Source organism: Nitrospira sp. Ecomares 2.1 (assembly GCF_965152585.1).
This window is the reverse complement of the sequence record NZ_OZ224219.1, coordinates 4,543,722-4,565,000: the sequence shown is the minus strand read 5'-3', so window position 1 is coordinate 4,565,000 and position 21,279 is coordinate 4,543,722. Positions and strand designations below refer to the sequence as shown.

Below are 21,279 nucleotides of genomic sequence, written 5' to 3'. Positions count from 1 at the left end.
GTGAAACCTTGTGGGAAGCCGGGAGGACCACCTTCCAAAGCTAAATACTCCCTGATGACCGATAGTGAACCAGTACCGTGAGGGAAAGGCGAAAAGAACCCCGGTGAGGGGAGTGAAATAGAACCTGAAACCGTATACCTACAAGCAGCGAGAGGGCTATGGTCCGCAAGGATAATGCCTGATCGCGTGCCTTTTGCTTAATGAGCCGGCGAGTTATTTTGCGTAGCAAGGTTAAGTCGAAAAGGCGGAGCCGTAGCGAAAGCGAGTCTGAATAGGGCGTCCAGTTACGTAGAATAGACCCGAAGCGAGGTGATCTACCCATGGCCAGGGTGAATCCGCTGTAACAGGCGGAGAAGGCCCGAACCGGTGTACGTTGCAAAGTGCTCGGATGAGCTGTGGGTAGGAGTGAAAGGCTAATCAAACCTCGTAATAGCTGGTTCTCCCCGAAATAGCTCTAGGGCTAGCCTCGTATTAACCGTGGCGGAGGTAGAGAACTGGATGGGCTAGGGGTGTTCCCACACTACCGAACCCAACCAAACTCCGAATGCCGCTACTGGATATACGGGAGTCAGACTATGGGTGCTAAGGTCCGTGGTCAAAAGGGAAACAGCCCAGACCGCCAGCTAAGGTCCCTAATGTAAGCTAAGTGGGAAAGGTTGTGGAAGCGCTCAGACAGCCAGGAGGTTGGCTTAGAAGCAGCCATCCTTTAAAGAGTGCGTAATAGCTCACTGGTCGAGTGAATCTGCGCCGAAAATATAACGGGGCTCAAGCTTACAACCGAAGCTGCGGATTTTTATCGAAAGATAGAAGTGGTAGGGGAGCATTCTCTAGGAGTTGAAGGTTGACCGACAAGGACAGCTGGATTCTAGAGAAGAGATTATGCCGGCATAAGTAGCGATAAACGATGTGAGAATCATCGTCCCCGAAAACCTAAGGTTTCCTGGTCAATGTTCGTCAGATCAGGGTTAGTCGGGTCCTAAGGCGAGGCCGAAAGGCGTAGTCGATGGAAAACAGGTTAATATTCCTGTACCGCCGTAATCGCGTTATCAACTAAGGGGGGACGCAGGGGGGTAGGTGCCGCCGGGTTCCTGGAATACCCGGTCCAAGCAAGTAGGTGGGGCCTGTAGGTAAATCCGCGGGCCTATTAACACTGAGATGTGATGGGGAGGCCGTAAGGCCATAAACGGACTGATCCCGAACTGCCGAGAAAATCCTCGTAGTGAGTTATTATGGTGTCCGTACCGCAAACCGACACAGGTAGGTAGGTGTAATACACTAAGGGGCGTGAGAGAACTCTCCCTAAGGAACTATGCAATTTAGCCCCGTAACTTCGGGAAAAGGGGTGCCTCGATTAGGTGAGATGATTTACTTATCAAGCCGAACGAGGTCGCAGTAAAATGGCTCTAGCGACTGTTTACCAAAAACACAGGACTCTGCTAACTCGTAAGAGGAAGTATAGGGTCTGATGCCTGCCCGGTGCTGGAAGGTTAACTGGAGGGGTCAGCCGCAAGGCGAAGCTCCGAATGGAAGCCCCAGTAAACGGCGGCCGTAACTATAACGGTCCTAAGGTAGCGAAATTCCTTGTCGGGTAAGTTCCGACCTGCATGAATGGCATAACGACTGGAGCGCTGTCTCGGGGAGAGACTCAGCGAACTTGTTGTTCCGGTGAAGAAGCCGGGTGCCCGCAACTAGACGGAAAGACCCTGTGCACCTTCACTACAACTTGACATTGGGTGTTGGGCGAGTATGTGTAGGATAGGTGGGAGGCTATGAAACGGGAGCGCTAGCTTTCGTGGAGCCAACCTTGAAATACCACCCTTGCTTTTCTGACATTCTAACTTGGCCCTGTCATCCAGGGTGAGGACATTGTCTGGTGGGTAGTTTGACTGGGGCGGTCGCCTCCCAAAAGGTAACGGAGGCGCCCAAAGGTTCCCTCAGGCTGGTCGGCAATCAGCCATTGAGTGTAAAGGCAAAAGGGAGCTTGACTGTAAGAGCGACAGCTCAAACAGGGACGAAAGTCGGGCTTAGTGATCCGGTGGTTCTGCGTGGAAGGGCCATCGCTCAACGGATAAAAGGTACGCCGGGGATAACAGGCTGATTTCCCCCAAGAGTTCACATCGACGGGGAAGTTTGGCACCTCGATGTCGACTCATCGCATCCTGGGGCTGAAGCCGGTCCCAAGGGTCGGGCTGTTCGCCCGTTAAAGCGGTACGAGAGTTGGGTTCAGAACGTCGTGAGACAGTTCGGTCCCTATCTGTTGTGGGCGGAGGTGATTTGAGAGGGCCTGTCTCTAGTACGAGAGGACTGAGATGGACGGACCGCTAGTGTGCCGGTTGTCGCGCCAGCGGCAGTGCCGGGTAGCTATGTCCGGTTTAGATAACCGCTGAAAGCATCTAAGCGGGAAGCTAGCCTCAAGATTAGATCACACGGAGGGTAACCTCCCTAAAGGCCACTTGTAGACTACGAGTTTGATAGGCTGGGTGTGGAAGGGCTGTGAGGCCTGAAGCTAACCAGTACTAATCGGCCGTGCGACTTAACAACATTTGTTCTTGATAGACATGGTCTAGGTGAATATATGAGTTAATCTTTAAAAATAAGATAATAATTTTAAAGTTAAACATAAAATTCACGAAAATTTTCTCGGTGACCTTACCGGAGGGGTCCCACCCGTTCCCATTTCGAACACGGAAGTTAAGCCCTCCAGGGCCGATGATACTGCAGCCGTGAGGCTGTGGGAAAGTAGGTCGTTGCCGAGATTTAATTAGGAAAAGCCCAGAGATTAAATATCTCTGGGCTTTTCTTGTTCAAGGAATGTTCGTTAAATTTAACACTCTTGATAAGCACATTGTGGGCGATGTATCGCATCATACATGGTGCTAAAGATAGGTATGGTACCTGGAACTTTTCCTCCCACAAGTTCGTTTCTTACAGAACTAAGTGGACTTACTAATGAAAATGTTATTGAGTGCGCTTGAAGAAATTGCTGACCAAAAAAAAGAAGATTTACCACTTTTGAGTCCAAGTAGTACAAAGGGGATAAATTTAATATTAGGTGTTGAATGCCTTGATTTTGTAATTGTTCCAGCCGTTGAATAAATTGATTCGTGTCTTCTTCATCAAATCTTCCAAAACAATCAACAATTGTTATTTCATTCTTCCTTCGTTGTTCACAATACATCAGTGCATCCCAATATGTTCAAGAATTGTTACCACTAATATAAATTTTTCGGTTAAAAGTTTAAAAAATAAATAGGTAAAAAATTCTCTTTTTATTAATGAGAATAGTTTGGACTTTTAGGGGGTCTATTTTGACACTTTTTTTGGAACGAATTTATGCTTTCTCGTATGTATTGGGAGCATATTCTCGTTAAATCATTTATGAGGATTTTATTCTGAACAAATACCTAATTTATTTTGAATTGGAGTTTGCTAGATTATTAGAGCTTTAGTGTTGAAACTTTTGAAGTGCTATCCTGTTGGGGTTAAGAAAGAGAAAATTGGGTGCATTTGGAGAATCAGAATTTGAGGGATTTTTTTTATGGGAATTAAGTGGGATCTTTTGGTGGTATTCCCTATATTGTTGGAAATTTCCTGTATTAATCAGATGAAAATATTTGGAAGGGTTTGGGGCCTTACGGGATTCGCCGTTTCCCAAAAAATATATAGTTGGGCTTTGGAGATCCGGTAAAAATTAGAGTGAGATTAAAGGAAATTTATATTGAAGTATTTTAATTAATTTAGGGAAATTTTGATTTTTCATATAATTCGGACGTATTTCCTGAAGGACTGGGCTGGGACTGCTTATTGAGAATTTGGTGGTGCATTTCCTTTTGTGATAACAATTGCCAAATTGGGACATTAAATTACTTTGAAACATTGGAGGAGTGTGTCTGTGAAAACAACAAGGTCTCGGGCATTATTTCAACGTGCTAATTCCTATATTCCCGGTGGTGTCAATAGTCCCGTCAGAGCATTCCGCTCGGTCGGAGGAGATCCTTTATTCATCAAGGAAGCTAAGGGGATTTTGCTAGAGGATGTGGATGGCAATAAATTTTTGGATTATGTTTTATCTTGGGGACCTATGATTCTCGGTCATGCTCATTCTCAGGTGTTAAAGGCTGTCATCAGCGCTACCAAACGCGGGACAAGCTATGGGGCGCCCTGCGAGGGAGAAGTGGATTTAGCCAGGCAAATTGCCAAGATGGTTCCTTCGATTGAACAAGTTCGTCTCGTTAATTCAGGAACGGAAGCTGTTATGAGCGCCATCCGTTTAGCGAGGGCATACACTAAGCGTGACTCCATTTTGAAATTCGATGGCTGCTATCATGGTCATGCCGACCATATGCTTGTAAAAGCTGGATCGGGAGTGGCTACCCTAGGGATCCCAGATAGCCCTGGTGTACCGGAATCGTTTGCCCGTCATACCTTGACTGCGCCCTATAACGATATTAAAGCTACCGAAAGACTCATACATAAACATGCCAACAATTTGGGCGCCATTATCGTGGAGCCTATTGCAGGGAATATGGGGGTGATTCCTCCATCGGATGAATTTCTGCCCTGGCTCAGAATGATCACCAAAAAGTACGAGATTCTCTTGATTTTTGATGAAGTCATTACCGGATTTAGAGTGAATGCCGGTGGAGCGCAAGCCCTCTATAAAGTCATTCCAGATCTCACGATTTTGGGGAAAATCATCGGTGGGGGCTTACCCATTGGAGCGTATGGAGGGTCCAGGGACATTATGCAAATGATTGCCCCGGCGGGACCAGTGTATCAGGCCGGAACTCTCTCCGGAAATCCAGTGGCCGTGGCTGCTGGACTAGAGACTATCCGACTCCTTCAAAGCCCTGGTGTCTATAAAGATTTAGAAAAAAGATCCAAGGAACTGGCTGAAGGCTTGGGTGAAGCGGCAAAGCAAGCAAAAATTTCCTACTATCAAACACGGGTCGGTTCAATGTTGGGTGGATTTTTTTCGGGAGGACCTGTCAACGACTACGCGGGAGCCAAAAAATCAGATACCGTGAGATATGCTAAGTTTTTCAATGGAATGCTTAATCATGGAATTTATTTGGCTCCCTCTCAATTTGAAGCCATGTTGCTTTCAACGGCTCATACCAAAAGGCACATTCAACAGACAATTGCTGCGGCACAAAAGGTCTTTCCAACCCTCCGATAACCCCTTTGTTTTTGAAAAGCCCTGTTCTGGATTGGCATTTGGATAGGCCAATCCAGATAACCCCATAGTTTACCAACTTGCCTTTGAACAGGATAACCGAGCCAGGGCTTTTATCTATTGTCCTGATTGCAGATCCAGGGGCAATTGTAGTGGTCAAGTATTTATGGAACCGAACAAAATTTGCGTTAGAAATTGCGGCGTCGTCATAATAAGAGATAATGGGGAGCCAGCGACAATATTAGATTGGCTACTCACTTAGGTTTTTAAGCCAATTCATAGCCCTAAGTCTTGAAATCTGCCCCAGGTGAATTTCATTTGGAGAAAGGGAGGTACCCGATGAGTATGGCGACTTCAACCGAACAACTTCATCCTGATGTACAATCTTTTGTGTCCCACCCACGAAAAATGCTGATCAATGGCCAGTGGGCGGACGCTCAATCAGGCAAAACATTTTCCACGTTTAATCCTGCAACGGGTGAAGTCATAGCGGAGGTGGCGGAAGGCGATAAGCCAGATATTGATTTAGCTGTGCGAGCGGCGAGAAATGCATTCGAACGAGGCCCTTGGCGAAAGATGACGCCTTCTGATCGCGGCAAACTCCTTTGGAGGTTGGGGGACCTTCTGGAATCGAATCTGGAAGAATTTGCCCAGTTAGAGTCTCTTGATAACGGCAAGCCGTTAACCATTGCGCGAGCAGCTGACGTCCCGTTGGCTGTCGATTTATTTAGATATATGGCGGGATGGTCAACAAAAATTGAGGGCAATTCCATTCCCATTTCAGTTCCCTACATGCCTGGGTCTCAATTTCTGGCCTACACACTTCGTGAGCCGGTTGGAGTTGTCGGGCAAATCATTCCCTGGAATTTTCCTCTATTGATGGCGGCATGGAAGCTCGGCCCGGCTTTGGCCGTGGGATGCACCATTGTGATGAAACCGGCTGAACAAACTCCTTTGTCAGCGCTGCGGTTGGGAGAATTGTTTCTGGAGGCAGGGTTTCCCGAAGGAGTCGTGAACGTTGTTCCCGGCTATGGTGAAACCGCAGGTGCGGCCTTAGCTGCACATTCTGATGTGGATAAAATTGCGTTTACCGGATCGACCGAAGTCGGCAAACTTATTGTGAATGCCGCGACAGGAAATCTTAAAAAAGTCACGTTGGAACTCGGTGGCAAATCACCAAGTGTCGTCTTGCCGGACGCTGACCTGGAAATTGGAATACCTGGAGTCGCGAGTGCGATTTTCTTTAATCATGGGCAATGTTGCGCCGCAGGCTCACGGTTGTATGTGGAAAAAGGCATTTTTGATAAGGTCGTGGCAGGGGTTGCCGATCAAGCCAAACAAATTAAGATAGGCTCGGGATTAGATCTCACCACTCAAATGGGACCGTTGGTTTCTGATGAACAGCAACACCGTGTCCTGGGATATTTGGAGTCGGGATTTGCCGAAGGAGCTCAAGCGGTTGCGGGTGGAAAACGGTTTGGAGACAAAGGGTACTTTGTTGAACCGACTGTCTTGGTCAATACCAAATCAACGATGAAGGTTATTCAGGAAGAAATTTTTGGCCCTGTGGTTTGTGCTGAACCCTTCACAAATGTGGAAGATGTCATCGCCAAGGCCAATGATAATATCTATGGATTGGCGGCATCGGTATGGACTAAAGATTTGAGTAAGGGGCATCGCATTGCCGCACAATTGCGGGCCGGAACGGTTTGGATTAACTGTCATAACGTTTTTGATGCGTCACTTCCTTTTGGTGGGTACAAACAATCCGGCTGGGGACGCGAAATGGGCCACGAGGCCTTGGATCTCTATACGGAAGTGAAATCTGTCTGTGCCAAACTTGCATAAGAAATGACTATTTAATCCGTTTAAATTTCAGGCGAGTATATCCAAAAATGTTTGAGAAATATTCCATTTGCAGAATTGCGATTGATGAGGGGGTGAATTAAAGCGGGAAGATTTGTTTGTTCCTGGATCGCTACCGGAAAAGACAAATGGAGGAGCGGAAAGTGCTAATAAGTATTTGAGAAGGGATTTGAGCCCTCCTCATCTCTTGGAACCTATCGATTGCTTTCTCAGGACGTCCATTCATGGCCAAGAGCCATTGAGAACCTTTCTGTGACAAATGAAGAAAAATAAAAAATGGTAAATTTCGACAATCGGCTTTGTTTATGCTCTCCGCTGTTTCACAGCGTGCATTGGTTGGATGTGCTTGGAAAGAAATGAGTCACCAATACGGAGGAGAGTAGTTCGCTCTATTCATCATCGTCATCCTCGTCTTCGGCGTCGATAGCCTCTTGGCGCATCTGTTCCTCCATGGCATTGTGGATGAGCATCCTCATGAACATGGAAATTACCGAGCCTTTTTCAAGAGTCCCGCCCGGAGGAATTGCGATTTTACCTTCCTCAACCATTCTGTCTAACCATTTCTTCTGATCCGGGGTCACATGAATCGGAATTTCCAATAGGGGAATCTTTCCAAACATATCCATGAAAACAGTCTCCTTATGATTCAATAAGTCTGATGAAATGGCTCACTCGTCTTCCCTGGGTATCCAACGCTCTTAGAGCATTCAAGAGAGTGGCGTTGAGAATTCATATCGTTCGCAAGCCTTCCTCGATAAGACCATGTGCTCTCTGACTTTGTCAATGAAAGAGTCGGGTATCGTCAGTTTAGGGCAAGCTCTTTAGGCTTGGATGAGCATCGTCTGGTTTATCGACTTGGGGACATTGTGAAAGGTGAGGGGACAAACGCTATTGTTGTTGAAAGAAAATGATGGCTAAATAGGACACGGAGATGGCTATCGGATATCCAGTCCACATCACTGAATAATTAAGGAAGTTAATTTAATTTAAGCTTAAGACGTCGGCCATGGAATAGAGACCAGGTGGTTTATTGGCCACCCATTCTGCTGCGCGGAGCGCGCCTTGGGCAAAGGTATCGCGGGTGTGGGCCCTGTGGGTGATTTCAATGCGTTCGCCTGGTCCACCCAATAAAATGGTGTGGTCGCCAACGATATCCCCTGCGCGGATGGTTTGCATCCCAATTTCACGGGTTTGGCGTTCGCCGGTGATGCCATGCCGTGTATAGACGCCTACTTCTTGTAAATCCCATTCCATTCCTTCCGCTAAAGCCTCAGCGAGTTTCAGCGCGGTTCCGCTGGGGGCGTCCTTTTTTTTGTTGTGATGGGCTTCGATCACTTCAATGTTGTATTGCTCTCCTAAGGACCTGGCGATTTTCCCGACCGTGCCGAGGAGCACATTAATGCCTACACTCATGTTGGGGGAGAACACACAGGGGATTTTGATAGCAAGCATTTTGAGTTTGGCCAATTCTTGTTCAGAAAAACCTGTGGTTCCAATGACCATGGATTTGGCGGCATTGACAATGTGTTGGAGATTGACCAGGCAAGATGAAGGAGCCGTGAAGTCGACGACCACATCTCCTTGAGAGAGGCAGGCCTGTAAATCATCGGTGATCGGGATATTGATTCGTCCAATTTGAGAGACTTCGCCTGCATCTTTCCCAATAGCTGGATGTCCTTTTACTTCGACGGCGCCGGCAAGTTGGAGTCCAGGGGTGTCTTGAGTCAATGCGATTAACCTCGTGCCCATTCGGCCGGCCGCGCCGGTAATGATTGTTCGAGTCATGTGTTCTATTTCCTCAGAGCACTCCGGCTTGTTTTAAGGCTTCCTGGAGTGCTGGTCGAAATTCAGGGGAAAGCGGGGTAAGCGGCAGTCGAACCTCTTCTGACATGATTCCCATCATGGCTAGGGCCGCTTTCACTGGGATTGGATTCGTCTCCAAAAATAATGACCCAAATAAGGGAGAGAGTTTGAAGTGCAGAGCCCTAGCTGTTTCGTAGTCACCTTTTAGTGCTGCATTGACCATGTTGGCCATAGCGGTGGGGGCAACGTTCGCGGTGACGGTGATCACGCCTTTTCCGCCCAGGACCATCATGGGGAGTGTCAAGGGATCATCGCCGGAAAGCACAAGGAAGTCAGGGCGGGATCGTTGTATGATTTCGGATACTTGTTGGAGCGATCCACTGCCTTCTTTGATGCCTATAATATTTGGGATCTCTGACAGACGGCTCACCGTGGCCGGCAACATATTGATGCTGGTCCTCCCTGGAATATTATAGAGGATTTGGGGAAAGTCCACAGCTTTGGCGATAGCGGAAAAATGACGATAGAGTCCTTCCTGTGGAGGTTTATTGTAATACGGAGTGATGAGCAATGCCGCATCGGCACCGACGGCTTTTGCGTGCTTGGTAAAGGTAATCGCTTCATCGGTTGAGTTTGAGCCTGTTCCCGCAATGACAGGAACCCGCTTATTGACTACTTCGACGGTGACCGACACGACCCGTTCATGCTCTTCAGGAGTTAACGTGGCTGATTCACCCGTTGTCCCACAAGGCACAATGCCATGAGTTCCTGAAGCAATTTGAGTTTCTATGAGGTCGGCCATGGCCTTTTCATCAAATTTTCCCTTCGAAAATGGGGTGACAATGGCGACTATGGAACCACTGAACATAATGATTGCCTCAATATCTGGTGTAGTGAATTTGGTGTTCTTTAACTAGAAAAACCAAGAGCGCTTTGGTGAATCAACATAAAATGAGTTCGAAAAATTAATTCGAGAAGGCATCTGAAATGGACTCACCCCGGATCAGGTCCTCGTAGCTTTCGCGTTTTCGAATGACCGTGATCTCCTTCCCTTTTACGAGTATCTCGGGAACGCGCGGCCGGGAATTATAATTTGATGCCATCGTGAAACCATACGCTCCTGCACTCATGACGGCAAGGAGATCTCCAGGTTGAGATTGGTGCATTTTTCGATCTTTTGCTAAAAAGTCTCCTGATTCGCAAATGGGTCCCACGACATCAACGGTGTTGACCACCGACGACTCTTTCTTTAATACCGGCTGAATATCGTGGTGGGCATCATATAAGCTTGGTCGTAGGAGATCATTCATCGCGGCATCGACAATGACGAAATGCTTGTCCGCGCTTTCTTTGTTGTACAGTACCTTGGTCACCAATATGCCCGCGTTCCCTACGATGGATCGGCCCGGCTCCATAATGATTTTGCATGAAACGGATTGAAGCAACGGGGAAATGGCCGCAGCCAGTTCTTTTGGATGAGGAGGAGTTTCGTCCGAGTAGGTAATGCCCAGTCCCCCGCCTATGTTGAGGTATTGGATCTGAAGGCCTTTAGCTTGGAGCGTCTGAATTAAAGCAATAGCCTTTTTTAAGGCATCTACAAATGGGGTGATCTGTGTTAATTGTGAGCCAATATGTGAGTGCACACCGACGACTTCAATATGAGGAAGGCTTTCTGCTGCGTCAAATTCGGCTAGAGCCCGGTCTGCCCCAATCCCAAATTTACTTTTCTTTAGCCCTGTAGAAATATATGGATGGGTTTGGGGATCAATATCCGGATTGATACGCAAGGCCACTTTGGCGCGCACCCCCATGGAGCCGGCCACTTCATTGATCTGTTGCAGTTCACCAGGAGATTCAACATTGAACATCAGAATTTCCGATTGCAATGCATATCGAATTTCCTCCTTAGATTTCCCGACCCCGGCAAAGACGATTTTGTTTGGTGCCATTCCGGCTGTTAATGCGCGAAAGAGTTCTCCTCCCGACACGATGTCTGCGCCACTCCCTTCCGTAGCGAGAAGTCGCAGGACGGTCAGGTTCGAGTTTGATTTCATGGCAAAGGCTACGATATGCGGAATAGCCTTAAAAGCCTGATCAAAAGCCTGAAAATGCCGAATCAAGGTCCGGTGACTATAAATGTAACATGGAGTGCCGACCTGTTCAGTAATTTGTCGAATAGGGGCCTCTTCACAAAATAATTCGTCCCCTTGGTAGTGAAAATCATGCATGCTGGATATCCTCATCAAATAAGTCAAAATGATCGAGAGCGATTTCTGAAACAATTGCTTGAAAGGCTTTTGTTAAATTTCGATACCGTAACTTTGTGTGGGGGAGGATGGCCTGGAGAATTTCTCCATCCAATAATGTGAAAATAGCTTTTGGGGTCGCTTGTTTTAGGTTCTCAAAGTTAACCACGATATCCATTTTTGCTGCCCGCCCAGCCTGTTGAATCCGTTTTAGTAGTTCCTTGGCGTTCAGGTGGTCAAGGGTTCCCTCCAGGTCAATGAGCAAGGCGGCAAAGGCATCGTGGCGACGAGCTTTCATTTTCAGGTAAAGCTCCTGGGGTTTGGGGTCAGGAGAGGGTTGGGGGTGGAGAGCGTTAGGAATGAGTTGCTGGGTTTCGGAGGTTGGCAGTTTGACTTGCAGGCTTTTTAAGACCTTAGCCAAAGGGGAAAGCGAGCCTTTGGGTGTGGTGCGGTATATCAATTTTCGAAATTCCCAATTCATTTCAAGCCTGGGAATCAGTCGTTGGCGGGTATGCCCCAGGCGATTCCAGATAGAGGACCATGAATAAAACTGGTGGTTGGCCCAGAAAAACCCTTCTTGTAATTGTTCGGCTGTCATGCGCTTGGGTGTGAAGACCACATGTTTCCCGTCATATTTGGACCAGTCTTGATCAATGAGCCGGTCTTCCTGTTTGAAGCGTTCAAACAGGGCCGTACCGGGAAGGGGTGTCAAAACATTAAAGTAGGCCAATTCGACTTTGTTTCGCGTTAAAAATTCCACTGCGGTCTCGAATACGGATTCGTCATCATTATCAAATCCAAACACGAGCCCGGGGTTCACCATGATGCCGTGGTCATGAAACATTTTAATTTGGTTTTCAAATTTCCGGACCTGATTGAATCCTTTGTTGGTTTCATCAAGTGAATCATCAGACAGCGATTCCATCCCGACAAACACCGATACGCAACCACTATCGGCGGCCAATTTGACCATTTCAGGATCGTCGCCAAGGAAGAGGGTGGATTGGCAGCCCCATTTTATATTGAGAGATTTCAGGGATTGCCATAACTCACGGCAATAGGCTCGATGACTGTTGTGCAGGTCATCAACAAAAGCAACGATCGATCCTTCTTCCAGTCCTACCCAAATTTTCAGGGAAGTCGTTAAGGCATGGAACAGTGATCCGTGAGTCATCCGTTCGACAATGTCTGAACGCAGCCACTCTTTGGCTCGCTTCAGCTCTTCGATGACTTCGGGAACGGGTCGGCGTCGAGTGGTTTTGCCATTAAATGGTGAAACACTGCAAAATTCGCAATCAAAATGACATCCTCGCGTCGTGAAGGTACATAGCCTGGTCATATAAGAATCAGGGCTGAGCAATTCAATACGCGGTGGTTTGTAGTGACTCAAGGTTGGAAATTGTTCCATCCGATAGATTCGTTTCAAGGCCCCGGCTTCGATGTCCGTGATGACTTGAGGCCAAAGGTCTTCGGCTTCCCCGCAGATAATAGCATCACAATGACGAAGGGCTTCATCTGGGCAATAGGTGGGATGGACCCCTCCGAGAATGACCGGTTTCCGACGTCGACGAAATTCATCCGCGATTTCATAAGCCCTTGGGGCATAACACGTCATGATGGATATTCCAACCACATCACAGGGAGTCTCAAAATTGATATCCATAACGGCTTCGTCCACGATTTCGACATCCCATGTTGTCGGAGTATAGGCTGCAATCGCTGGTAGGCTGAGCTTCGGAAACCAGATCGACCGGCGTTCGCTTGCGCTCATGCGATAGGGATTATTTCGTGGATAGGGATCAAGCAACAGAAGTTTGGGCCGAATTTCACTGTGAGTGAGAGGGGTATCCATTATTTTTATCCTCCACAAACAGATGGATAAGCTGTGGGGGGATTCTATTCTACTCTGCGAGGTTCTTCCTGAACAAATCCCTGCATATTATCGGGTATCGATAGGATACACGGTGGGTAATTCAACTGCCTCCTCCAGCGGTACATTCGAGGGGTCTTCGTCAATGCCTCCCTCTATTCTGGCCTGCTCTCGCTGTTGTTCGAGTATCTTCGCTTCAATGCCAACCTTTTCAGGAGGAATGGGAGGGCCGACCGCCCCGCAACCTATTGGGGAAAAGAGCAGGACCAGCATGCAAAAAGGGAGGAAATACTGGGTAGAAGTCCTAAAAATATGACTCATGCCGTTCGTGGTTGTTTCATGGAGCGTTTCATTTCGGCCTGTAATGATTTCTTCCAACCATTGATCTGTTTTGTGACTTGGGCCGTAGCGGTACCACCTATAATGTTTTTACTGTTAATTGCCGCTTCGGGAGTTAAAACTTGAAAGGCCTTGGCATCAAAAGACGAAGAGGCGTTCACTAGATCCTGCTGCGTGAGTTGCCCTAAATCCTTCCCTTTAGCTAAACACTCCCGTACTAGGCTTCCCACCACGTGGTGAGATTCACGGAAAGGCATTCCCTTTTTAACCAAATAGTCCGCCAACTCCGTTGCCAGCAGAAAACCCTCAGACACGGCTTCTTTCATGGAATCAGGTCGTATCGTGAGTTGCGCCAGGAGTTCTGCGTAGATTTTAACCGATGTGGTTACGGTATCTAATGTGTCAAACAATGGTTCTTTATCTTCCTGAAGGTCTCGATTGTAACTGAGTGGCAATCCTTTTAAGGTGGTCAGGAGGCTGAACAAATGTCCATATACCCGACCAGTTTTTCCACGGATCAGTTCCGGGACATCCGGATTTTTTTTCTGTGGCATCATACTGCTGCCCGTACAAAATCCGTCGGAAATATCCGTGAAGTGGAATTCTTGCGAGGACCATAAAATGAGTTCTTCACTTAGCCGAGAGAGGTGCATCATCACGATGGTGCAAGCGCTGAGCACTTCAATGACGTAATCTCGGTCCGACACGGCATCCAGGCTATTCTGGGTCACGCGAGGGAAATGTAGTAAGGAAGCCGTATAGTGACGGTCGATCGGGTAATTGTTTCCAGCTAATGCGCCGGACCCTAGAGGCATGACGTTAATCCGTACCAAGGCGTCCTGAAGGCGCCCCTTGTCCCGCTCTACCATCTCAACATAGGCCAGGGCATGATGCGAAAAGAGAACGGGCTGAGCCCGTTGTAGATGTGTATAGCCCGGCATCATCACTCCCATATACCGCTCAGCGAGGGTTACGAGGGACTGTTGAAGTAACCGGAGATCATTGCTTAGGTGTTGGAGAGTATCCCGAAGATAGAGTCGAAGGTCCAGGGTGACCTGATCATTCCGACTCCGGCCGGTGTGCAGTTTTCCCCCAACAGGTCCAATGAGTTCAGTCAGCCGCCGTTCAATGCTCATATGCACATCTTCGTCCTCGGTCTTCCATTGATGCCGACCGGCGCGAATGTCCTCGCGAATGGCCTGGAGCCCTCGAATGATGGTTTGGCATTCTCGCTGTGGCAAGACCTTAGCCCGTTGTAACGTTTTGCAATGGGCGATACTGCCTTCAATATCGTATTCATACAGGCGGCGGTCAACGTGAATCGAAGCCGTGAAGGTTTCCACGAGTTGATGTGTTTGGCCTTGAAATCGCCCTCCCCAGAGTTTTTGATCTCCTGTTTTTTGTGGCGGCATTGGAGAAGGAGGCCCTGCAGAACGGGATCGGTTGCTGGGCAGGGTTATGCTGGCGCGTTTCTTCATGAAGGCGACCTTCCTAACCATTCAAGCAAAATAGCTTTTTGGATGTGTAGGCGGTTTTCGGCTTGGTCGAGAACTACTGATTGTGGGCCGTCCAGCACCTCTTCGGTTATTTCCTCCCCCCGATGGGCTGGCAGGCAATGCATGACCAGCGCATTGGATTTTGCCTCTTTCATCAGCTGACCGTTGACCTGATAGGGGGTCAAAGCGCTCATGCGTGGTTGTTGTTCGTGTTCCTGGCCCATGCTGATCCACACATCTGTGTAAATCACATCAGCGTCCGTTGCTGCGTTTTTAGGATCGTGGGTGATTTCAATCCTGGCACCGGTTTGTTGGCCTTCTATTTTGGCTGCCTCAATGACGCGGGGATCAGGTTCATAGCCTTTTGGGCATCCTACGACCACGTGCATACCTACCTTAGCTCCAATCTCAACAAGGGAGTGCGTGATATTGTTTCCGTCTCCAATATATGCCAGCTTTAAGCCTTTCGCGTGGTCTCTGTGTTCAACAATGGTCAAAAGATCAGCCAAAGCCTGGCAGGGGTGACAATCGTCCGTTAACCCGTTGATAACAGGAATCGAGGTGTGTTGAGCCCATTCTTCTAAGGAGGCTTGGTTGAATGTTCTTACAACGAGTCCATCCAAATATCGTGTTAAGACTTTTGCCGTATCGGCTAAGCTTTCCCCACGACTCAATTGGATTTTTTCGGACGCAAGAAAAATGGCTTGTCCACCCAGTTGATTCATGCCTGCTTCAAACGAAACCCTGGTCCGCGTAGAAGGTTTTTCAAAAATAAGACCAAGCGTTTTGCCTTTCAACGGAAAGGTAGAGCGCCCATGTCTTCGGGCAGCCTTCAGTTTTTGAGCAAGTGCAATCAAATGGTGAATCGTATCCCGGGGAATGTCGGCCACCGTTAGCAGGTCTTTGGGGAGAGCTGTCGTCTTTTTGCGTGGTGCGACAGAAGTAGATTTTTGAGTACGAGAGGACTGACTTGATGGTGACATGATTTATCGATGTTTAGAAAGAACTTCAGAGAGGACGGACAAGAGCCGGTCAATCTGTGCGTGGCTGATGATTAAGGGAGGCACAAATCTGAGAACTTTTCCCATTGTGCAGTTTATGAGGACCCGTCGCTCCAAGCATTCCAAGACCAGAGGTTTTCCGTCTATGGTTAATTCTAGACCCTGGAGTAGGCCCTTTCCACGGACTTCCTGAATACAGGAGAATTGTTCTTTCAGGGAACTGAGTCCTTTGGCTAAATAGTGACCGGCAGCCTGGCCCTGTTCAAGTTTCCCGCATTCAATAAGGAGTTCTAAGACTTTTAAGGCTACCGCGCAGGCTAAAGGGTTGCCTCCAAACGTGGAGGCATGCGTGCCTGGCTCAAATGCCGCTGCGACGTTGTCGGTGGCCAAACAGGCCCCAATGGGAATGCCTCCCCCTAGCCCCTTAGCTAACGTCATAATGTCAGGTTGAATTTCGAACTGTTCGTAAGCGAATAACGTCCCTGTTCGTCCCATCCCCGTTTGGACTTCATCAAAAATGAGGAGAATTTGTTGCTCGGTGCAGAACTCTCGAAGTTTTTTCAAATAGGAAGGATGAGGAACTATAATCCCACCTTCAGCCTGAATGGGTTCTAACATCACAGCTGCCGTTTGTGGAGTTATGTTGGCTTTCAACGCCTCTAGATCATTGAATGGGGCGTAGCGAAATCCAGGAACAAGCGGTCCGAAGCCTTCTTGTAATTTTGGCTGTCCGGTTGCCGTGAGGCTCGCCAATGTTCGTCCATGAAAAGAGTTGATCATGGTCAGAATTTCAAAGCGTTCCGGACCGAAGGTGTTGTGGGCATACCGTCTGGCTAACTTAATGGCGGCCTCGTTGGCTTCTGTTCCGCTATTGCAAAAAAAGACTTTGTCGGCAAAGGACAGTTCTACCAGCCTTTGGGCCAATTTGGTTTGGGGTTCGGTGTAAAACAGGTTGGAGGTATGAATGAGTTGTCGGGCTTGTCGTGTGATGGTCTCTACCAGATCCTGGTGGGCATGACCTAAAATATTGACGGCAATCCCCGCGAGACAATCGAGATATTCCCTGCCTTCTGCATCATACACGAGGCATCCATTTCCCCGAACAAGTGAAATGGGTAGGCGGGCATAGGTATTCATCAGAAATCTATCCGCATTATCTTGGAGTTCACTTGTAATCATATTGGCAAAAACCCGCGTGAATGCAGGCGAATTTATCACACGACTTCTTCGGTTCGCAATAATGAGCTAGGTGGGAGATTGGTCGGATAACAAAAAGGCAGGAGAAGAGACTCCTTCCCAGAGCCCAATTCAGGTAAAGGAGCCTTTAAATGCTAAATATCGTTACGGCTGGTCAGGAGACTGCCGCCGAAGATCATAGGCTAAGCCCAATCTGCTCAATGTCCATATAAGCCACTTTGAGGGATCAAAATTATACCAGCGAACCCCATTTCGATAGTCACTTTGATACATATGATGATAGTTGTGATATCCCTCTCCAAATGTGAGTAATGATATCCACCAACTATCCCTGCTCGAATCAGATGTGCCATGGGGTTGATCGCCCCAGATATGGCAAATGGAATTGATGAAAAACGTTGAGTTTAGAACAAAGAAAGTACGTGCAAGCCCAGCCAGCAGAAAACATCCGAGACCGCCAATCCACCCATTGTACAGAAATCCCACTACGAATGGCAGCACCAGTCCAGACAAAAGAATGGGAAGGTAATATTTGTCCTGCCACAAAATCAGAGGGTCCTGAAGAAGGCGTGTGGCATATTTGGGGTCACGATTGGGATCCTTCCAGAAAATCCAGCCACAATGGCTGTGCCAAAAGCCCAGTGTGGCGTTATAGGGGTCTTCCTTCTGGTCGCACCGGGCATGGTGCCTAATATGGTCGCTGGCCCATTTTAACGCCGAGTTTTCTAACGCCATACCGCCTGCGATTAAGAATATGGCTTTGATCCAGTTTGGGCACTTGAAGCTCCTATGGGTAATTAACCGATGATAGCCCACTGTAATGCCTAATCCTGTAAATAGGTAAAGCGTGATAAACATGGTCCAGTCTACCCAGGAAAAATCGTAAAAATAGGCATACAAAGGGAGCCCGATGATTGTGGTCAACACAATTGATCCAAACAGAATCATTGTGGGGAAATCTCGTTGTGGAGTTCCGGCTAAGGATGGATCTAACGTTCGTGACATAGCTGACTAAGTCCTCTTATATCTCCAGTCACCAAAGAGAATGTTCCCCATACAAGAGGGAAAATTCAACGGCGAGAGATTTGTTTGTGAAATAAAACCTAGGATTGAAATCTCTTTTACATATACGAAAGTGGGTTGTTGAAACCGACTAACACGGGCCTTGATTTTCCCGTGTAAAAGAGTGGCTTGAGATTATAATGTAACAATTTAGTCGGGAAGAGGCAATCCCATGGCAGAATTCAATAATGACACTCTTTATGTGTCCAGAATACCAGATGTAATGAAAAAAGCTAGGGGACCCTGTACAAGCCAAGGCCCCCTAAATACTACTGTCTGGTATTTATTTTTGAATTCGCAAACAAAATTGCGGACCAGTGCATTTGTTATGGTCTTTGTTAAGAAGTCCCTTGAAGAAATATCAGAACTGCCTGAGCTATATTTTAATACTTGTAGCTGTCTTCTTTGAATGGTCCATTAACTGGGACGTGAATATAGGCAGCCTGAGTTTGGGTGAGTTTAGTGATAACCCCTCCAAAGCCACGAACCATATGGGCAGCCACTTCTTCGTCGAGATGTTTCGGTAAAACTTGCACTGTAATGGTTCCACCTTTTTGGTCTGCGAATTTCCGTTCGTAGAGGTAGATTTGCGCGAGGACTTGGTTGGCAAATGAACCATCCATTATTCTGGAAGGGTGTCCGGTCCCATTTCCCAAATTCACCAGGCGCCCTTCGGACAGTAAAATGAGGTGATCCTTGCTGGCTTTGTCACGATACACTGTATGCACCTGAGGTTTTACTTCTTCCCATTCCCAGTTCTTCCGCATAAAAGCAGTGTCGATTTCATTGTCAAAGTGTCCGATATTGCAAACAACCGCCCCAGATTTCAATGATTGCAGTATGGCTGAATCGCAGACATTCAAGTTGCCGGTAGCTGTGACGACCAAATCTGTGTTTTGAAGAAGGACGGAGTTGGTGTCTTCGACCTTGCCTGTATTGATGCCACCTTTGTAGGGAGAGACCACTTCATAGCCATCCATGCAGGCTTGCATGGCACAGATTGGATCAATTTCTGAAATTTTGACAATCATGCCTTCCTGTCGGAGTGATTGAGCGGAGCCTTTCCCGACATCGCCGTACCCTATTACCAGGGCTTTTTTCCCTGACAGGAGGTGGTCAGTGGCGCGTTTGATTGCATCATTTAAACTGTGGCGACAGCCATATTTATTGTCATTCTTTGATTTGGTGATTGAATCATTCACATTAATGGCTGGAACCTTTAGTGTTCCATTTTTTAACATTTCCAGTAAACGATGTACCCCAGTGGTTGTCTCTTCAGTGATTCCATGAATTCGCTCCAGCATAGCTGGATATTTTTTGTGGAGCATCATGGTCAAGTCTCCGCCGTCGTCCAGGACCATGTTTGCATCCCAGGGTTGTCCGCCCTTTAAAATGGTTTGCTCCAAGCACCAATCATATTCTTCTTCTGTTTCACCCTTCCAGGCGAATACAGGAATTCCTTTTGCGGCGATGGCAGCGGCAGCATGATCTTGTGTTGAAAAAATATTGCAGGATGACCAGCGGACTTCAGCACCCAGTTCGATGAGCGTTTCAATTAACACTCCTGTCTGAATGGTCATGTGAATGCAGCCAAGAATTTTTGCGCCTTTTAATGGCTGGGACTGGCGGTATTTCTCCCGAAGAGCCATCAATGCCGGCATTTCTGTTTCGGCGATGCATAATTCTTTTCTCCCCCAATCAGCTAAACGGATATCCGCAACTTTGTAGTCAATCGAGGCGGTTTTGGTCATAGTTGCAGTGCTCATAGGAATTGTCTCTCCTTCTCTGTTTGAGTATTGAAGGTCTGTTGAAAAGGGGGGAAGGTTTGGTCCCCTTCCCCATCATTCGGCGGGCTAAGCACTTGGAAGTTATAAGCCTGCGCCTTTTCGGAGCAAGCTGGCTTTGTCTGTCTTCTCCCAAGTGAATCCTGGTTCGTTTCTGCCAAAATGTCCGTATGCAGCGGTCCTTTTATATATAGGACGCCGCAACTTGAGGTGCTCAATGATACCCCTTGGCGTCAATGGGAAATGCTTGATGATGAGCTTTTCAATCCGATCAATAGGTGCTTTTTCGGTGCCCTTTGTATCGACCAAAACGGAAACCGGTTCGGCGACCCCAATGGCATATGCCAATTGTACTTCACATTTTTCTGCCAATTGGGCCGCAATGATATTTTTTGCAATATAACGGGCCATATATGAGGCTGATCGATCTACTTTACTGGGGTCTTTCCCTGAAAAAGCGCCTCCTCCGTGACTGCCAACTCCGCCATATGTGTCTACGATGATTTTTCTTCCTGTAAGGCCAGTATCACCCATGGGGCCACCGACGACAAATCGCCCGGTGGGGTTAATATGGAATTTGGTGGATTTTGGATTGAATAATTTCTTAGGCATGACGGGAATAATCACTTTTTCCATCACATCTTTTTCGATTTTCTTCGAAGTGACAGCATCGCTGTGTTGGGTGGAAACTACGATGGTGTCAATGCGAATAGGCTTGCCGTTTTTATATTCGATGGTTACTTGTGATTTTCCATCAGGGCGAACCCAGGGAAGTATGTTCTTTTTCCGAACCTCCGCGAGTCTTCTGGTAAGCCGGTGGGCCAGGATAATTGGCATTGGCATGAGTTCAGGGGTCTCATTCGAGGCATATCCGAACATCAACCCTTGATCGCCAGCGCCTCCAGAGTCCACTCCCATGGCAATGTCACCGGATTGGTTATGAATGGCGGTCAAAACCGAGCAGGTGCTGTAATCGAATCCCCATGTGGCATCTGCATATCCAACCTCCCGAATCGTTTCACGGATAATCTCAGGAATTTCTACATATGCCCGGGTGGAGATTTCCCCGGCTACAAAGGCGATTCCTGTTGTCAGAATAGTTTCACAGGCCACCCTACAGTTCTTATCTTTGGCAATGATTGCGTCAAGAATACCGTCGGAAATCTGATCGGCAATCTTATCGGGATGCCCTTCCGTGACCGATTCCGAGGTGAAAAGGAAATTGGTTTGTCTCATCGAGTTCCCCCTAACCAATTGCTTGAGCCCACATGTCCGTGCCGGGCATGGTCTCAGTGGTGAATAAAGCAAAGCGCAAAACATTCAATGTAGCGTAACTTAACCGCCTTCCGCAATTTTTGATATTGGCTATAGCTGAATTTTTGATTTTATGCTGGTTAACTCCTTGTTTTCGACGTTTTCGGCGGGAGAATCGGTGAAAC

General features: G+C 47.6%; 15 protein-coding genes and 2 rRNA genes (1 of these 17 cut by a window edge). 4 read left to right on the top strand and 13 right to left on the bottom strand.

Annotation, left to right across the window (positions count from 1 at the left end; genetic code table 11):
- Both ACWHYD_RS20055 and rrf read left to right on the top strand, forming a co-directional pair.
- A 23S ribosomal RNA gene (locus ACWHYD_RS20055) occupies positions 1–2,541 on the top strand (it extends 469 nt beyond the left edge of the window).
- 98 nt (positions 2,542–2,639) lie between these two features.
- A 5S ribosomal RNA gene (rrf, locus tag ACWHYD_RS20050) occupies positions 2,640–2,756 on the top strand.
- Positions 2,757–2,824: 68 nt separating this feature from the next.
- Here the strand turns inward: rrf and ACWHYD_RS20045 are convergent.
- Entirely contained in the window at positions 2,825–3,178 is a 354-nt protein-coding gene (locus ACWHYD_RS20045; protein ID WP_447963769.1) for an STAS domain-containing protein, read from the bottom strand.
- 714 nt (positions 3,179–3,892) lie between these two features.
- Here ACWHYD_RS20045 and hemL point away from each other — a divergent pair.
- Positions 3,893–5,179, top strand: a complete 1,287-nt coding sequence (gene hemL, locus ACWHYD_RS20040) for a glutamate-1-semialdehyde 2,1-aminomutase (RefSeq protein ID WP_447963768.1) — start codon at positions 3,893–3,895, stop codon at positions 5,177–5,179.
- Positions 5,180–5,515: 336 nt separating this feature from the next.
- Complete coding sequence (locus ACWHYD_RS20035) at positions 5,516–7,024, top strand: aldehyde dehydrogenase family protein (protein WP_447963767.1); 1,509 nt, start codon at positions 5,516–5,518, stop codon at positions 7,022–7,024.
- 407 nt (positions 7,025–7,431) lie between these two features.
- Here the strand turns inward: ACWHYD_RS20035 and ACWHYD_RS20030 are convergent, their stop codons facing one another.
- The 12 genes from ACWHYD_RS20030 to metK all read right to left on the bottom strand — a co-directional run bounded on the left by ACWHYD_RS20030 (position 7,432) and on the right by metK (position 21,076).
- A complete protein-coding gene (locus tag ACWHYD_RS20030) occupies positions 7,432–7,668 on the bottom strand; it encodes a hypothetical protein (protein WP_342347762.1) in 237 nt (78 codons plus the stop codon).
- 355 nt (positions 7,669–8,023) lie between these two features.
- Positions 8,024–8,827 (bottom strand): 4-hydroxy-tetrahydrodipicolinate reductase, encoded by an 804-nt coding sequence (gene dapB / locus ACWHYD_RS20025; protein WP_447963766.1) that lies wholly within the window; start codon positions 8,825–8,827, stop codon positions 8,024–8,026.
- 13 nt (positions 8,828–8,840) lie between these two features.
- Positions 8,841–9,713: a 4-hydroxy-tetrahydrodipicolinate synthase gene (gene dapA / locus ACWHYD_RS20020; RefSeq protein WP_447963765.1), complete on the bottom strand. Its 873-nt coding sequence runs from the start codon at positions 9,711–9,713 to the stop codon at positions 8,841–8,843.
- A gap of 97 nt (positions 9,714–9,810) precedes the next feature.
- Positions 9,811–11,073, bottom strand: a complete 1,263-nt coding sequence (gene lysA, locus ACWHYD_RS20015; protein WP_447963764.1) for a diaminopimelate decarboxylase — start codon at positions 11,071–11,073, stop codon at positions 9,811–9,813.
- Positions 11,066–12,943 (bottom strand): B12-binding domain-containing radical SAM protein, encoded by a 1,878-nt coding sequence (locus ACWHYD_RS20010; protein WP_447963763.1) that lies wholly within the window; start codon positions 12,941–12,943, stop codon positions 11,066–11,068. The genes lysA and ACWHYD_RS20010 overlap by 8 nt, the downstream gene beginning before the upstream one ends.
- 87 nt (positions 12,944–13,030) lie before the next feature.
- Complete coding sequence (locus ACWHYD_RS20005) at positions 13,031–13,282, bottom strand: hypothetical protein (protein WP_447963762.1); 252 nt, start codon at positions 13,280–13,282, stop codon at positions 13,031–13,033.
- The gene (gene argH / locus ACWHYD_RS20000; RefSeq protein ID WP_447965903.1) at positions 13,279–14,712 is read right to left on the bottom strand and encodes an argininosuccinate lyase; all 1,434 of its coding nucleotides are present in this window, start codon (positions 14,710–14,712) and stop codon (positions 13,279–13,281) included. The genes ACWHYD_RS20005 and argH overlap by 4 nt, the downstream gene beginning before the upstream one ends.
- Positions 14,713–14,774: 62 nt before the next feature.
- Positions 14,775–15,779 carry an ornithine carbamoyltransferase gene (argF, locus tag ACWHYD_RS19995; RefSeq protein WP_447963761.1) on the bottom strand — a complete coding sequence of 335 codons (1,005 nt, stop codon included), beginning with the start codon at positions 15,777–15,779 and terminating at the stop codon, positions 14,775–14,777.
- 3 nt (positions 15,780–15,782) lie between these two features.
- Positions 15,783–17,015 (bottom strand): acetylornithine transaminase, encoded by a 1,233-nt coding sequence (locus tag ACWHYD_RS19990; RefSeq protein ID WP_447963760.1) that lies wholly within the window; start codon positions 17,013–17,015, stop codon positions 15,783–15,785.
- 123 nt (positions 17,016–17,138) lie between these two features.
- Positions 17,139–17,999: an acyl-CoA desaturase gene (locus ACWHYD_RS19985; protein ID WP_447963759.1), complete on the bottom strand. Its 861-nt coding sequence runs from the start codon at positions 17,997–17,999 to the stop codon at positions 17,139–17,141.
- A gap of 440 nt (positions 18,000–18,439) precedes the next feature.
- Positions 18,440–19,822, bottom strand: a complete 1,383-nt coding sequence (ahcY, locus tag ACWHYD_RS19980) for an adenosylhomocysteinase (RefSeq protein WP_447963758.1) — start codon at positions 19,820–19,822, stop codon at positions 18,440–18,442.
- A 102-nt stretch (positions 19,823–19,924) separates the two neighbouring features.
- Positions 19,925–21,076, bottom strand: coding sequence for a methionine adenosyltransferase (gene metK, locus ACWHYD_RS19975; protein ID WP_447963757.1), 1,152 nt, complete (start codon positions 21,074–21,076; stop codon positions 19,925–19,927).
- Positions 21,077–21,279 lie beyond the last annotated feature (203 nt).

Coding starts and splice junctions, on each gene's coding strand:
- dapA (WP_447963765.1), bottom strand. CDS start 9,713: ATGTTCAGTGGTTCCATAGTCGCCATTGTCACCCCATTTTCGAAGGGA.
- lysA (WP_447963764.1), bottom strand. CDS start 11,073: ATGCATGATTTTCACTACCAAGGGGACGAATTATTTTGTGAAGAGGCC.
- ACWHYD_RS20045 (WP_447963769.1), bottom strand. CDS start 3,178: ATGTATTGTGAACAACGAAGGAAGAATGAAATAACAATTGTTGATTGT.
- ACWHYD_RS20005 (WP_447963762.1), bottom strand. CDS start 13,282: ATGAGTCATATTTTTAGGACTTCTACCCAGTATTTCCTCCCTTTTTGC.
- metK (WP_447963757.1), bottom strand. CDS start 21,076: ATGAGACAAACCAATTTCCTTTTCACCTCGGAATCGGTCACGGAAGGG.
- argH (WP_447965903.1), bottom strand. CDS start 14,712: ATGCCGCCACAAAAAACAGGAGATCAAAAACTCTGGGGAGGGCGATTT.
- dapB (WP_447963766.1), bottom strand. CDS start 8,827: ATGACTCGAACAATCATTACCGGCGCGGCCGGCCGAATGGGCACGAGG.
- argF (WP_447963761.1), bottom strand. CDS start 15,779: ATGTCACCATCAAGTCAGTCCTCTCGTACTCAAAAATCTACTTCTGTC.
- ACWHYD_RS20010 (WP_447963763.1), bottom strand. CDS start 12,943: ATGGATACCCCTCTCACTCACAGTGAAATTCGGCCCAAACTTCTGTTG.
- ACWHYD_RS20030 (WP_342347762.1), bottom strand. CDS start 7,668: ATGGATATGTTTGGAAAGATTCCCCTATTGGAAATTCCGATTCATGTG.
- ahcY (WP_447963758.1), bottom strand. CDS start 19,822: ATGAGCACTGCAACTATGACCAAAACCGCCTCGATTGACTACAAAGTT.
- ACWHYD_RS20035 (WP_447963767.1), top strand. CDS start 5,516: ATGAGTATGGCGACTTCAACCGAACAACTTCATCCTGATGTACAATCT.
- ACWHYD_RS19985 (WP_447963759.1), bottom strand. CDS start 17,999: ATGTCACGAACGTTAGATCCATCCTTAGCCGGAACTCCACAACGAGAT.